Raw genomic sequence first — 13,946 nt, 5'->3', positions numbered from 1 at the left:
GAGGGACCCGATGCAATTGCGTAAATTAGTTCTGCCAGCGATGCTTTCCGTCACGCTGTTAAGCGGTTGCTCACTGTTTAGCGGTGAAGAAGACGTGGTGAAAATGTCGCCGCTGCCGACGGTTGAAAACCAGTTCGCGCCGGAAGTTGCCTGGGATACGTCCGTGGGCAGCGGAATTGGTGATTTTTACTCCAACCTGCACCCGGCATTCCTTGACGGTAACGTCTACGCGGCTGACCGTCGCGGCACTGTGAAAGCCGTCAATTCGCAGGATGGCAAAGAAGTCTGGAGCGTCGATCTCTCTGAGAAAACCGGCTTTTTCTCCCGTAACCGTCCGGCGCTGCTGTCTGGCGGCGTCACCGCCGTGGGCGCGCATGTTTACGTAGGCAGCGAAAAAGCGCAGGTTTATGCGCTGAATACTTCCGACGGCTCCATTGCCTGGCAGACCAAAGTGGCAGGCGAAGCGCTTTCTCGTCCAGTTGTTAGTGATGGTCTGGTGTTGATCCATACCAGTAACGGTATGTTGCAGGCGCTGAACGAAAGTGACGGCGCTATCAAATGGACCGTTAACCTGGATATGCCGTCGCTCTCTCTGCGCGGTGAATCCGCACCGGCATCCGCGTTTGGCGCGGCGATTGTCGGCGGCGATAACGGTCGCGTGAGCGCTATCCTGATGCAGCGCGGTCAGATGATCTGGCAGCAGCGCATTTCTCAGGCCACCGGCGCAACCGAAATCGATCGTCTGAGCGATGTCGATACGACGCCGGTTATCGTCAATGGCGTGGTTTACGCGCTGGCGTATAACGGCAATCTGACCGCGCTGGATCTGCGTTCTGGTCAGATTATGTGGAAACGTGAGCTGGGGTCAGTGAATGATTTCATTGTCGACGGCGGACGTATCTACCTGGTAGACCAGAGCGACAACGTGCTGGCGCTGAATGTAGAAGGCGGCGTAACGCTCTGGACGCAAACCCAACTGCTGCACCGTAACCTGACCGCGCCGGTACTCTATAATGGATCACTGGTGGTAGGCGATAGCGAAGGTTACTTGCACTGGATGGATACCGATAACGGCCGTTTTGTGGCTCAGCAGAAAGTGGATAGCTCCGGCTTCCAGACCGAGCCGGTCGTGGCGGATAACAAGATCCTTATCCAGGCCAAAGACGGCACGCTTTACGCGATTACGCGTTAACAGACAGGCGTAGCACAGCTAAAACGGCTCCTGATCACTGCAGGGGCCGTTTCCTGTTTTCTGAAGCCCGTGTATTTCAGCGGGTTTAACAACGATTTATCAGTAATGAGGCTTTAAGAATGATACCTGTGGTCGCGCTGGTCGGGCGCCCTAACGTCGGAAAATCCACGTTGTTCAACCGTTTAACCCGCACCCGGGATGCGCTGGTAGCGGATTTCCCGGGGCTGACGCGTGACCGCAAATATGGTCGTGCCGAAGTGGAAGGACGTGAATATATCTGTATCGATACCGGCGGTATCGACGGCTCGGAAGAGGGCGTCGAAACCCGCATGGCAGAGCAGTCGCTGCTGGCGATTGAAGAAGCCGACGTGGTGCTTTTCATGGTTGACGCCCGCGCCGGGCTGATGCCAGCGGATGAGGGTATCGCTAAACATCTGCGCAGCCGTCAGAAGCCGACATTCCTCGTCGCCAACAAAACTGACGGGCTTGACCCGGATCAGGCGGTTGCGGATTTCTATTCGCTCGGCCTCGGTGAAATTCATGCTATTGCTGCTTCCCATGGCCGTGGCGTGACTTCGCTGCTGGAGCATGTCCTCATGCCTTGGATGGACGATGTCAATCCGCCGGAAGAAGTGGATGAAGAAGCCGAATACTGGGCGCAGTTTGAAGCCGAGCAGAATGGCGAAGTCGTGGAAGAAGAAGAGGATGATTTCAACCCGCAAGATTTGCCGATTAAGCTTGCGATTGTCGGGCGTCCAAACGTAGGTAAGTCAACGCTTACTAACCGTATTCTCGGTGAAGACCGCGTGGTGGTTTTCGACATGCCGGGCACCACCCGCGACAGCATCTATATTCCGATGGAGCGCGACGGTCGCGAGTTCGTTCTCATCGACACCGCGGGCGTGCGTAAACGCGGTAAAATTACCGATGTAGTTGAGAAATTCTCGGTTATCAAAACGCTGCAAGCGATTGAAGACGCGAACGTCGTGCTGCTGGTGATTGACGCCCGCGAAGGCATCTCCGATCAGGATCTTTCTCTGCTGGGCTTTATTCTTAACAGCGGTCGTTCGCTGGTGATTGTCGTCAACAAGTGGGACGGCCTGAGCCAGGAAGTGAAAGACGAAGTGAAAGAAACGCTGGATTATCGTCTCGGCTTTATCGATTTCGCGCGTGTTCACTTTATCTCCGCACTGCATGGCAGCGGCGTTGGTAACTTGTTTGAATCGGTGCGCGAGGCGTATGACAGCTCCACGCGTCGCGTCAGCACGTCACTTCTGACCCGCATTATGAAAATGGCGGAAGAAGATCACCAGCCGCCGATGGTACGTGGTCGCCGCGTGAAACTGAAATACGCGCATGCGGGCGGTTATAATCCGCCGATCGTAGTGATCCACGGCAATCAGGTAAAAGACCTGCCGGATTCTTACAAGCGTTATCTGATGAACTACTTCCGCAAATCGCTGGATGTGATGGGTACGCCTATCCGTATTCAGTTCAAGGAAGGGGATAACCCGTTTGCGAACAAGCGTAATACGCTGACACCAAACCAGATGCGTAAACGTAAACGCCTGATTAAGCACATTAAGAAAGGCAAATAATCGAAGCGGGAGTCGTCATGGCTCCCGCTCTGTTTTTATGGAGGTCTCTTGTGGAATTACATTGCCCAAACTGCCAGAACGCGCTTGAGCAAAGCGAGCGCGGTGCGCACTGTTCTACCTGCCATCAGGACTATGCCGTCGAAGCACGCTGCCCGGATTGCCATCAGCCGCTGGAAGTGCTGAAAGCCTGCGGCGCGGTGGATTATTTCTGCCGCAATGGTCACGGTTTGATATCCAAAAAACGCGTTGAGTTTACGCTACAACCGCACTAATCGCAGATACACCCTTCGCCGCGCTTCCACAGCTCACGCAGCCCTTCCGGCGCGGAATTTTCCGGCACTAACAATACGATGTCGGCATAGCCTGCCTGATTATGCTGCGTCCAGAGGATCTGGATGCGAAAATAACGCTGATCGCCGCGACCCGGAGAATCAGACTGCCCTGGCGGGGACGCCTTCGGCAGCGCCTGATGCAGGATATCGATAAGCCGCTGGCGCTGCTCGGCGTTAAGCTCAGCAACAGCGATGCGTCGCTGCCCGGCAAGGCGTGGCATATACGCCACGCCGCCTTCACGCGCCAGCTCTACGACGGCATCATCCGTCAGATCCGGCAAGTCCATTACAACACTCCTGTCGTTTTCCATGCATGTTCAATGGCCTGCGCCACGCTCTCCCCGGAGCGTTTACGGCCATGTTCAATGGTCAGTTTCGCGAAGCTGGCGAAATCCGCATTTTGAGAAAGTGAGCGGTCACAAACTGTGTCATACCAGGCATAACCGGCTTTTTCCCAGGCGTAACCGCCAATCGCGGTGGCCGCAAGGTAAAACGCGCGATTCGGAATGCCAGAGTTGATGTGCACGCCGCCGTTATCTTCACGGGTTTTCACGAAATCGTCCATGTGTCCGGGCTGCGGATCTTTGCCGAGCAGCGGGTCATCATACGCGGTGCCAGGCGCAGACATAGAGCGCAGGCCAGTACCGTTGATGCCTTCCGCCAGTAATCCTTCGCCAATGATCCAGTCCGCCTTATCCGCGGTCTGCTGGCGCTGATACTGTTTAACCAGTGAGCCGAAAACATCGGAGAGCGATTCATTCAGCGCGCCTGCCTGCTCGAAATAAATCAATCCGGCTTCGGTTTCCGTCACGCCGTGGCTAAGCTCATGTGCCACAACATCAATGGCGATAGTGAAGCGGTTGAAGATTTCACCATCGCCGTCGCCGAAGACCATTTGCTGCCCATTCCAGAAGGCGTTCTGGTACTCACGCCCGTAGTGTACGGTGCCACTCAGGATGAGGCCTTTGTTGTCCAGCGAGTCGCGCTGATAAGCTTTCCAGAAGAAATCGTGCGTGACGCCCAGATAATCATAAGCTTCATCCACCGCGACGTCGCCCGCAGACGGTTCACCTTCACGGCGCACGGGCTTGCCGGGCAGTTCTTCACGATGCTGAGCGTCGTAAATGTCGCGCTCCAGCTCACCTTTGGCAGAAACATGCGGCGCGGTCGGTCTGGCATTGTGATGCGCCATCAACGTCTGAACGTGAGTGAGAGTCTGGCGCGCTTTCTGCTGCTGCGGTTCTGAACCGTGATCGATAATGCGGCGCAGAATGTAAGGGGGGATAACGGTCGGATAACGTGCGTTGTTCATGGGGTCTCCTTACTCGGCAAGTGCCGTTGAAAAAACCAACACTTGCAGTATAGTTCGTGACCCGTTAGTTGCTCCTGAGGCTTATCCGGTTTTCTTTTTGCGCGTTTTTTTAGCAGGCGTAATCTGGCGGACTTCGCTCTCTACCCAGCCATCCGAAAGCCGTGTTGTCAGCGTGTCGCCGGGCTGTACCTGCCTGGTCGCCTTCAGCACATTGCCATCGCCTGCCGTCGTGACGCTGTAGCCACGCGCCAGCGTCGCCAGCGGGCTGACGGCCTCCAGATGCGTGATGGCATTGCCAAAACGCTCACGCGTATGGCTAAGGCGTGTAGCAACCGTCTGGGCAAGACGGTACTCGAGCTGCTGGATGCGGGCCGAGGCACGATGCAGACGCGGCAGCGGCTGCTGCTGGTTCAGACGTTGCGTCACGCGAGCCTGGCGTTGCGTCGCCTGGCGTAACCGGCTGTCGAGCGCATTATCCATACGCTGACGTAAACGCATCAGCAGCGTTTGCTGACGCGCGAGGCGCAGTTGCGGGTGTTGTTGCTCAAGCCGGTGGTGCAGGCGTGTAAAACGCTGCTGGCGGCTTGCCAGCGAGTAATCCATCGCCATTTCGAGACGCTGTTGCAGCCCTTGCATCTGGCGCAGCAGTTCCAGCTGATTACGACTGACGATTTCGGCCGCAGCGGAGGGCGTCGGCGCGCGCAGATCGGCCACGAAATCCGCGATAGTGACGTCGGTTTCATGGCCCACCGCGCTGACCACAGGAATACCGCTTGCGAAAATGGCTCTCGCGACGCGCTCGTCGTTAAAACTCCACAAATCCTCAAGCGAGCCGCCGCCGCGACCGACGATTAACACGTCGCACTCGCCGCGCAGATTGGCAAGCTCAATCGCGCGCACGATCTGCGCCGGCGCGTCGTCGCCCTGTACGGCTGTCGGGTAGATAATAACCGGCAGCGATGGATCGCGGCGGCGTAATACGTTCAGCACATCATGCAGTGCCGCGCCGGTTTTCGAGGTGATAACCCCGACCTGGCGGGCCGGGGAGGGCAACGGTTTTTTTAGTGCCGGATCGAACAGCCCTTCTGCGGCAAGCTGCTGCTTGAGCTGTTCGTAGCGCTGTTGCAGCAGGCCTTCGCCTGCGGGCTGCATGCTTTCGACGATGATTTGATAATCGCCACGCGGCTCGTAGAGCGTGATATTCGCGCGTACCAGCACCTGCTGGCCGTGCTGGGGCCTGAAGGTGACCCGGCGGTTGCTGTTGCGAAACATCGCGCAGCGCACCTGGGCGGTGTCGTCTTTAAGCGTGAAGTACCAGTGCCCGGAAGCAGGCTGAGTGAAATTGGAGATTTCACCGCTTATCCAGACCTGACCCATCTCCTGCTCAAGCAGCAGACGTACGCTCTGGTTAAGGCGGCTAACAGTAAAAATTGAGGGAGTCTGAGTAAGCGGCATGTGAGCTGGATCAAATTTTAAATCAGCGGGTTATTCAGTCGATAGTAACCCGCGTCCTGGCAATCGCAACCTTTTTTCGCAAAAAAATGTAGAAGCAATCGGTTACGCTCTGTATAATGCCGCGGCAATATTTTATCTGTTCTCATTCACCCCAGGTTGAGATATTGCCCATGCTACGTATCGCTAAAGAAGCACTGACGTTTGACGACGTCCTCCTCGTTCCCGCTCACTCTACCGTTCTGCCGAATACCGCGGATCTCAGCACTCAGCTGACCAAAACCATTCGCCTGAACATTCCAATGCTTTCAGCGGCCATGGACACCGTAACCGAAGCGCGTCTGGCGATTGCCCTGGCGCAGGAAGGTGGCATCGGCTTTATCCACAAAAACATGTCTATCGAGCGCCAGGCAGAAGAAGTCAAGCGCGTGAAAAAACATGAATCCGGCGTAGTGACCGACCCGCAAACTGTCCTGCCGACCACGACGCTTCGCGAAGTGAAAGAGCTGACCGAGCGCAACGGTTTCGCAGGCTATCCGGTTGTGACCGAAGACTACGAGCTGGTCGGTATCATCACCGGGCGCGATGTGCGCTTTGTGACTGACCTGAGCCAGCCGGTGAGCGTTTACATGACGCCAAAAGCGCGTCTGGTCACCGTACGCGAAGGCGAATCCCGCGATGTCGTTCTGACAAAAATGCACGAAAAACGCGTTGAGAAAGCGCTGGTGGTCGATGAGAGCTTCCATCTGCGCGGCATGATCACCGTTAAAGATTTCCAGAAAGCCGAACGTAAGCCGAATTCCTGTAAAGATGAGCAGGGCCGTCTGCGCGTTGGCGCTGCAGTTGGCGCGGGCGCGGGTAACGAAGAGCGTATCGATGCGCTGGTGGCGGCAGGCGTTGACGTGCTGCTTATTGACTCTTCCCACGGCCATTCCGAAGGCGTGCTGCAGCGTATTCGTGAAACCCGCGCGAAATACCCGGATCTGCAAATTATCGGCGGCAACGTTGCGACCGCCGCAGGTGCGAAAGCGCTGGCGGAAGCGGGCGTAAGCGCGGTGAAAGTCGGTATCGGCCCGGGCTCTATTTGTACGACCCGTATCGTCACCGGCGTAGGCGTTCCACAGATAACTGCGGTGGCCGACGCGGTTGAAGCGCTGGAAGGCACTGGCATTCCGGTTATCGCTGATGGCGGCATCCGTTTCTCTGGCGATATTGCAAAAGCCATCGCGGCAGGCGCAAGCGTGGTAATGGTGGGCTCCATGCTCGCCGGTACCGAAGAATCTCCGGGCGAAATCGAGCTCTACCAGGGCCGTTCTTACAAATCTTACCGCGGTATGGGCTCACTCGGCGCGATGTCTAAAGGCTCATCCGACCGTTACTTCCAGACCGACAACGCCGCTGACAAGCTGGTGCCGGAAGGCATTGAAGGCCGTGTTGCGTATAAAGGCCGTCTGAAAGAGATTATCCACCAGCAGATGGGCGGCCTGCGCTCCTGCATGGGGCTGACCGGGTGCGGCACGATTGATGAACTGCGTACTAAAGCGGAATTCGTGCGTATCAGCGGCGCGGGTATCCAGGAAAGCCACGTTCACGATGTGACCATCACCAAAGAGTCTCCGAATTACCGGATGGGTTCTTAATTTTCCTCGCCCGGCGTTAACGTCGGGCGTTTACTTTTTGTCAGCTACTTTCTGGAAAAAGCGTTAATGACGGACAACATTCATAAGCATCGTATCCTTATCCTCGACTTCGGCTCGCAGTACACCCAACTGGTAGCGCGCCGTGTGCGCGAACTGGGCGTTTACTGCGAACTGTGGGCGTGGGACGTGACAGAAGAGCAGATCCGCGGCTTCAACCCGAACGGGATTATTCTTTCTGGCGGCCCGGAAAGCACCACCGAAGAAAACAGCCCGCGCGCGCCGGAATATGTGTTTAACGCGGGTGTACCGGTGCTGGGCGTGTGCTACGGCATGCAGACCATGGCGATGCAACTGGGCGGCCATGTGGAAGGCTCTAACGAGCGTGAATTCGGCTATGCGCAGGTGGAAGTGAAAACCGACAGCGCCCTGGTGCGCGGCATTGAAGACGCGCTGAGCGCTGATGGCAATCCGCTGCTGGATGTGTGGATGAGCCACGGCGACAAAGTGACGGCCATCCCGTCTGATTTCGTGACCGTCGCCAGCACTGAAACCTGCCCGTTCGCCATTATGGCTAACGAAGAAAAACGCTTCTACGGCGTGCAGTTCCACCCGGAAGTGACGCATACCCGTCAGGGCTTGCGTATGCTGGAGCGCTTTGTGCGCGACATCTGTGAATGTGAAGCACTCTGGACGCCAGCGAAAATCATCGACGACGCCGTTGAGCGTATTCGCCAGCAGGTGGGCCACGACCGCGTGATTCTGGGCCTTTCCGGTGGTGTGGATTCTTCTGTCACCGCCATGCTGCTGCACCGCGCGATTGGCGATCGTCTGACCTGTGTGTTCGTGGATAACGGCCTGCTGCGCCTGAACGAAGCTGAACAGGTGCTGGACATGTTCGGTGACCACTTCGGCCTTAACATCGTCCACGTCCCGGCGGAAGCACGTTTCCTGGATGCGCTGGCGGGCGAAAACGATCCGGAAGCCAAACGTAAGATCATTGGCCGTGTGTTCGTGGAAGTGTTCGACGAAGAAGCGCTGAAGCTTGAAGACGTGAAGTGGCTCGCGCAGGGCACCATTTATCCGGACGTGATTGAATCCGCCGCTTCTGCCACCGGCAAAGCGCACGTGATCAAATCTCACCACAACGTGGGCGGCCTGCCAAAAGAGATGAAGATGGGCCTCGTCGAGCCGCTGAAAGAGCTGTTCAAAGACGAAGTGCGTAAAATTGGTCTGGAACTCGGTCTGCCGTACGACATGCTGTACCGCCACCCGTTCCCGGGGCCGGGCCTCGGTGTTCGCGTACTGGGCGAAGTCAAGAAAGAGTACTGCGACCTGCTGCGCCGCGCTGACGCCATCTTTATTGAAGAACTGCGTCGTGCCGATCTCTACGACAAAGTCAGCCAGGCTTTCACCGTCTTCCTGCCGGTGCGCTCCGTCGGCGTAATGGGCGATGGCCGTAAATATGACTGGGTCGTCTCTCTGCGCGCGGTGGAGACAATAGACTTCATGACCGCTCACTGGGCGCATCTGCCCTACGATTTCCTGGGCCGCGTCTCTAATCGTATCATCAATGAAGTTAACGGCATCTCCCGTGTCGTTTACGACATCAGCGGCAAGCCGCCAGCCACGATTGAATGGGAATAAATCTGGCCCCCGCGGTCTGTTGTTAGGATATCAGTAAGAACAGGCCGTGATTTGTGCGGCGTCATCCATGGCATGGGTCATGGTGCGCCGTGCGGATATCACCAGAAAGTACATCGGGACCCTGTCAGGTGGGTTTATGCTGACAGGGTCCCGATAACATTTAGCCAGGCTGAGAAAGTGACAGCTGGCGCCTTACCCTGAATCTACAACCTCATTCTTCTTCACATCTGCATCTCGTTAGCCAACTTTTAGCTCAACCCCGCCGCCGCGCCAGGCAGGCGACAGTATCAACGCAGCGAACGGAAAGTCTCACGCACATGGTCGGTGAGGACCGCCGGGTTTTCCATGGCGGCGAAGTGCCCGCCGTGTTCGGCTTCGGCGAAGAATCGCAGGTCGGCGAAGCGTGCCTGCGCCCAGCGCCGTGAGAGGCGCAGCAACTCGCCAGGAAACATGCTTACGCCCGCAGGGACAGGCACGGCGGTGGTGGGGCCTGATTTTTGCGTTTTGCCTATCCCTTCCCAGTAGAAGCGGATCGAACTTGGGCCGGCATTCGGCAACCAGTACATCATGATGTCATCGATCAGGGCGTTAATATCGATAACGCGTTCAGGCTCTCCGCTGCTTTCGGTGGCGTCCTGAAACAGCGCATATATCCATGCCGCCAGGCCAACGGGAGAGTCTGCCAGGGCAAAACCTACCGACTGCGGACGGGTGCTTTGCACTTTCATATAGCCCGAAAGCTCCTGAATGTAGCGCTGGGCATCAGCCAGCATGCGCTGCTCTTCAGGCGTGGCCTGGGCGATTTCATCTTCGCTCGGCTGGTACATCACCATGTTCAGGTGAATGCCGATAAGGCCTGACGGGCGCATATGCCCCAGCGCCGTGGTCACGGCCGACCCCCAGTCGCCGCCCTGGGCAGCCCAGCGCTGGCCATACCCTAAACGTTCCATAAGTTGCACCCATGCGCTGGCGGTTTTCTCTACGCCCCATCCCGGCGACGTGGGTTTATCACTAAAACCAAAACCCGGTAGCGCCGGGATAACCAAATGAAACGCATCGCAGGCGTTCCCGCCATGTGCGGTAGGGTCGGTAAGCGGTCCGATCATCTCTCTGAATTCAAGCAGGGAACCTGGCCAGCCATGGGTCATCAGTAAGGGCAGCGCGTCAGGATGGGGAGAGCGAATATGCAGGAAGTGAATGCCGAGGCCGTCAATCTCGGTTCGGCTGCTGTTCCACTGGTTGAGTTGGGTTTCCGTGGCGCGCCAGTCATACGCGTTTTGCCAGTGCTCAACCAGAGCGCGAACACGCGCCAGCTGTGGCCCCTGGCTGCTGTCGCATACGGTTTCCGGGTCTGGCCACCGGGTTTGCGCCAGACGCTGAGCCAGGTCATCAAGCTGCGCCTGGGGAATATGAACAGGAAAGGACTCGACAGGGTTGGTCATCATTTCATTCCTTGTACGTAGGTATGGACAGGCGTCGTGGACGAAAGCCTACTCCCGTTGGCCATGGCAATCGTTAGCCTGAATGAATAACTTGCCGCGGCTGCTCATTATCTCTCGCAGATATGGCGTGCCTTGCCAGACGGGGAAGGAGGATAACTCGCAGGCGTTAGCGCACGACACCTGTGAGGGCGGACAGCGTCCCGATACCTCCAGGGCGCAAGGTAAATAATCATCGGTAAGTTGTAGACCATGACGTTGGCCCCGTCCAAATTCCTGGTCAGCAGATGCCGTTGGGAGAAGACGTATTCGGTTCGTCTGGCTATTTGGGAGTGTGTGACGTGCTGGCCCGTCAGTGCATGGCCTGAAGGATTTAGCAATTAACGAGAAACGAGAAACGAGTGAGAATAGCCTGCCCGCTTAAAGGCGAAGGCTTACACGAAAACGCCCGTCATCTGGATTGCAGGCGTTTTTGTATGGCGTCGCAAGGGGGCTTAAGACACTAGCGCGGCTGTTGCTGCGAAGAGGAATCGAGAGTCATGCTGATTTGCTGGGCCTGGACTTTATCCTGGTGGTGATACCATGCGCCGACGGCAGAGTAGATAAAGCGACCAAAGAAGAAAAGAAAACTAATAAGCAGTACAATGCGGGTCATTCGACTGTTAAATCGATGCCGTCTTCGTATGCTGGTGGCCTGTGACACGCCTTTACCCTTCAGGTTTACCCGTCATCTGCGGGCGACGCAAATATTAAGGCACAGCGAGCCGAAGAGGTCAATTATTCATCATGTAAAATTGCGTACAGATCTGCCAAATATGCTTTTTATCAATAGATTTAAGCAGTTGATGAATAATGTGATCCGCGTCTTTTTCTGCAACTGCCTGTGCTCATCTGGTGTGGGCGTATAACTTGATGTATATCAATGGAAAGCGGTTTCCTGTGACTAAAATCGGCTAACCGCGCCGCGTCTGCCTCCAGCTTTACGCGGTTATTAACAGCCAGGTCGGATGCCTGCCTGCAATTCTTGCCCGGGAACGTGGGGTTTGGTATCGAGCATCTATGTTATTGGTTGAAACACTCAAAAAAAATAAAGACAAGTGGTGGGCATTGCCGCTGGTTTTGCCGCTGCTGTTATTGCCCATAGCCCGTGCCGGAAATACCTATGCGCATCTTGATGGCGGGCTCGTGGTGCTTTATTACCTGCCGCTGTCGCTGTTTAGCGCATTCATGATGATTTATGGTCGCTGCGCGCTACCCGGCATCGCCATGAGCGTCCTTCTCTATTATCACCGCCATGTGGGCGCGCTTGATCTCTGCGTGACGTTAATGAACTTTCTGGTAGCGACGGCGCTCAGCTGGGCGGGCTACCGCATCTTTGCGCCAGGCCATCATGCCGTCTCCTGGTGGCATACGCGAAGCGGCGCGCAGCGGATGTTCTGGCTGGTCTTTTTCAATGCCACCGTTTTCATTCTCTTTTATCAGATAGCCGCTTTTCTCGGCCTTTATGAACGCCCAACCTCCCTTACCGGCGATAATCCGTTTACCGTTCTGACGCTAATTAGCTATCAGGCCGTGCTGGTTGGGTGCCTGACAGGTACGCCATTTTTTTATCTCGTTATCCGTGTGCTTCGCCATCCCCGCTACCTGCAAAATTTCCTCTCCCAGGCGCGGGCCCAGTGCGATAAGAAAGTCAGCACAGCGGAAGTCATCATCTGGACAGGCATTATTCTGTTTCTGCTTGGTTGTCTGGTACAGCCGAAGGAGAACAGCAGTTCGTTATTCAGCACCACGTACACGCTGTCACTGCTTTTACCCGTGATGTTGTGGGGCGCGATGCGTTTCGGTTATTTCTTTATCACGACCGCCTGGACGCCGGTGCTGGCGTTGCTGTGCCATTACTACTATCTCTACTTCCCGTCAGTGCCTGGTTACGAAACCCAGATGGTGATTAACACCTCCAGTTACGGGGTGTTTTCACTGGTAATCGTTTTTATGGCGCTCACAGCGACACGCCAGCGCGCGATGCACCTGCGTGGCCGCCGTCTTGCCCTTATCGACCCACTCAGCCATATGCCGAATTTGCGGGCGCTGAATCGCGATCTCGGTAAAGCGCCGTGGTCAGTACTCTGTTTTATGCGCATTCCCGAGCTTGAGCTTTTAGGGCGTAATTACGGCGTCATGCTGCGCATTCTCTATAAGCAGCAGATGGCGGCATGGCTGCGTCAGAGCCTGCTGCCAGACGAGCTTGCCTATCAACTCTCGGGGCACGATATTGTGCTGCGTATCCACACCGAATCGTATCTGGAGCGCATTGACGCGCTCGATAAACGCGTGCGCCAGTTCCGCTTTATGTGGGACGGCATGCCTCTGCAGCCGCAGGTTGGCATCAGCTACAGCTTTGTACGCGCCCCGGTAACTCACCTGCATTTGTTGCTTGGGGAAATGAGCACGATGGCGGATCTGTCGCTTGCGACTAATCAGCCCGAAAGCCTGCAGTGCCGTGGCGCAAACCACGTACAAAAAGCCGTGAAGCTTAAAGTCGATATGCTTAATCGCCTTCAGCAGGCGCTCGACAACCACCATTTCCGGCTGATGGCGCAGCGCATCGAAGGCATGCGCGGCGACAGCTATTACGAGATTCTGCTGCGTATGCGGGGCGATGACGGCGAGCTTATCGCGCCGGAAAATTTCCTGCCGGTAGCGCATGAGTTTGGGCTGTCGTCACGCATCGACCTGATGGTGCTGGAAAGTACGCTGCAATTTATGGACGCCCGGCGCGAGCAACTGCCCGCGAGCCGCTTTTCTATCAATCTGACGCCCGCCACGGTGTGCCGCGTGCCCTTTCCGGGGGAAGTACAACGCCTGCTGGCGCGTTATCACGTCGAGCCCTGGCAACTGATTTTTGAAATCACGGAAAGCCAGTCGTTCACCAATGTGGAACAGACGCAGGTGACACTCGCAAGGCTGCGCTCGATGGGGTGTCGCATCGCAATCGACGATTTCGGTACGGGTTATGCCAGCTATGCGCGGCTGAAAAATATTAACGCCGATATTCTGAAAATCGATGGCAGCTTTATTCGCAATATCGTTACCAGCAGCCTGGATTATCAGATTGTCGAATCGATGTGTCATCTGGCGCGCATGAAAAACATGCAGGTGGTGGCAGAATATGTCGAAAGCGAGGAGATAAAACAGGTGGCGTGCGCGCTCGGCATTGACTATTTGCAGGGATATGTGATTGGTAAGCCGCAGCCGCTGGAGTCGCTGGTGGAGCCAGGCGCGCCACCGGTAATGGCCGCACAATAATGTTGCTGTATAAAGCAAAACGGTGAGCCAG

General features: G+C 56.3%; 11 protein-coding genes. 6 read left to right on the top strand and 5 right to left on the bottom strand.

Translation table 11 applies throughout. The annotated features are described in order from the left end of the window. The first annotated feature begins 10 nt into the window (after positions 1-10). The 3 genes from bamB (at position 11) to AFK62_RS14680 (ending at position 3,062) form a co-directional block, all read left to right on the top strand. A complete protein-coding gene (bamB, locus tag AFK62_RS14690; protein WP_007664126.1) occupies positions 11-1,192 on the top strand; it encodes an outer membrane protein assembly factor BamB in 1,182 nt (393 codons plus the stop codon). A 119-nt stretch (positions 1,193-1,311) separates the two neighbouring features. Next, positions 1,312-2,790 carry a ribosome biogenesis GTPase Der gene (gene der, locus AFK62_RS14685; protein ID WP_007664124.1) on the top strand — a complete coding sequence of 493 codons (1,479 nt, stop codon included), beginning with the start codon at positions 1,312-1,314 and terminating at the stop codon, positions 2,788-2,790. A gap of 50 nt (positions 2,791-2,840) precedes the next feature. Then, entirely contained in the window at positions 2,841-3,062 is a 222-nt protein-coding gene (locus AFK62_RS14680) for a zinc ribbon domain-containing protein (protein ID WP_007664122.1), read from the top strand. Here AFK62_RS14680 and AFK62_RS14675 read toward each other — a convergent pair. From AFK62_RS14675 to xseA, 3 genes are all read right to left on the bottom strand, one after another. Further along, complete coding sequence (locus AFK62_RS14675) at positions 3,059-3,409, bottom strand: protealysin inhibitor emfourin (RefSeq protein ID WP_007664112.1); 351 nt, start codon at positions 3,407-3,409, stop codon at positions 3,059-3,061. The genes AFK62_RS14680 and AFK62_RS14675 overlap by 4 nt on opposite strands. Further along, on the bottom strand, positions 3,409-4,434 hold the full coding sequence (locus AFK62_RS14670; RefSeq protein WP_007664109.1) for a M4 family metallopeptidase: 1,026 nt from the start codon (positions 4,432-4,434) through the stop codon (positions 3,409-3,411). The genes AFK62_RS14675 and AFK62_RS14670 overlap by 1 nt, the downstream gene beginning before the upstream one ends. Before the next feature lie 81 nt (positions 4,435-4,515). Next, a complete protein-coding gene (gene xseA / locus AFK62_RS14665) occupies positions 4,516-5,889 on the bottom strand; it encodes an exodeoxyribonuclease VII large subunit (protein WP_007664105.1) in 1,374 nt (457 codons plus the stop codon). 170 nt (positions 5,890-6,059) lie between these two features. Between xseA and guaB the strand changes: the two genes are divergently transcribed. Next, entirely contained in the window at positions 6,060-7,526 is a 1,467-nt protein-coding gene (gene guaB / locus AFK62_RS14660; RefSeq protein ID WP_007664102.1) for an IMP dehydrogenase, read from the top strand. Between the two features lie 66 nt (positions 7,527-7,592). Next, positions 7,593-9,170, top strand: coding sequence for a glutamine-hydrolyzing GMP synthase (guaA, locus tag AFK62_RS14655; RefSeq protein WP_007664097.1), 1,578 nt, complete (start codon positions 7,593-7,595; stop codon positions 9,168-9,170). Positions 9,171-9,457: 287 nt separating this feature from the next. Here guaA and AFK62_RS14650 read toward each other — a convergent pair whose 3' ends face one another. Together AFK62_RS14650 and AFK62_RS21445 are read right to left on the bottom strand one after the other, a co-directional pair. Next, on the bottom strand, positions 9,458-10,615 hold the full coding sequence (locus AFK62_RS14650; protein ID WP_007672291.1) for an epoxide hydrolase family protein: 1,158 nt from the start codon (positions 10,613-10,615) through the stop codon (positions 9,458-9,460). 496 nt (positions 10,616-11,111) lie between these two features. Next, on the bottom strand, positions 11,112-11,312 hold the full coding sequence (locus AFK62_RS21445) for a YfgG family protein (RefSeq protein ID WP_071603644.1): 201 nt from the start codon (positions 11,310-11,312) through the stop codon (positions 11,112-11,114). Positions 11,313-11,668: 356 nt separating this feature from the next. Here AFK62_RS21445 and AFK62_RS14645 point away from each other — a divergent pair, with 356 nt between their 5' ends. Continuing rightward, a complete protein-coding gene (locus AFK62_RS14645) occupies positions 11,669-13,915 on the top strand; it encodes a sensor domain-containing phosphodiesterase (protein ID WP_053532006.1) in 2,247 nt (748 codons plus the stop codon). The last annotated feature ends 31 nt before the right edge of the window (positions 13,916-13,946 follow it).

Origin of the sequence: Cronobacter condimenti 1330 (assembly GCF_001277255.1) — a bacterium.
Lineage (GTDB): Bacteria > Pseudomonadota > Gammaproteobacteria > Enterobacterales > Enterobacteriaceae > Cronobacter > Cronobacter condimenti.
Note: the sequence above shows the minus strand (reverse complement) of the source record. Positions and strands in the feature narration are given on the sequence as shown.

Bases quoted from the DNA above. Each gene is read 5' to 3' on its own strand.
- bamB (WP_007664126.1), top strand. From the start codon at position 11: ATGCAATTGCGTAAATTAGTTCTGCCAGCGATGCTTTCCGTCACGCTG.
- der (WP_007664124.1), top strand. From the start codon at position 1,312: ATGATACCTGTGGTCGCGCTGGTCGGGCGCCCTAACGTCGGAAAATCC.
- AFK62_RS14675 (WP_007664112.1), bottom strand. From the start codon at position 3,409: ATGGACTTGCCGGATCTGACGGATGATGCCGTCGTAGAGCTGGCGCGT.
- AFK62_RS14670 (WP_007664109.1), bottom strand. From the start codon at position 4,434: ATGAACAACGCACGTTATCCGACCGTTATCCCCCCTTACATTCTGCGC.
- xseA (WP_007664105.1), bottom strand. From the start codon at position 5,889: ATGCCGCTTACTCAGACTCCCTCAATTTTTACTGTTAGCCGCCTTAAC.
- guaB (WP_007664102.1), top strand. From the start codon at position 6,060: ATGCTACGTATCGCTAAAGAAGCACTGACGTTTGACGACGTCCTCCTC.
- guaA (WP_007664097.1), top strand. From the start codon at position 7,593: ATGACGGACAACATTCATAAGCATCGTATCCTTATCCTCGACTTCGGC.
- AFK62_RS14650 (WP_007672291.1), bottom strand. From the start codon at position 10,615: ATGATGACCAACCCTGTCGAGTCCTTTCCTGTTCATATTCCCCAGGCG.
- AFK62_RS14645 (WP_053532006.1), top strand. From the start codon at position 11,669: ATGTTATTGGTTGAAACACTCAAAAAAAATAAAGACAAGTGGTGGGCA.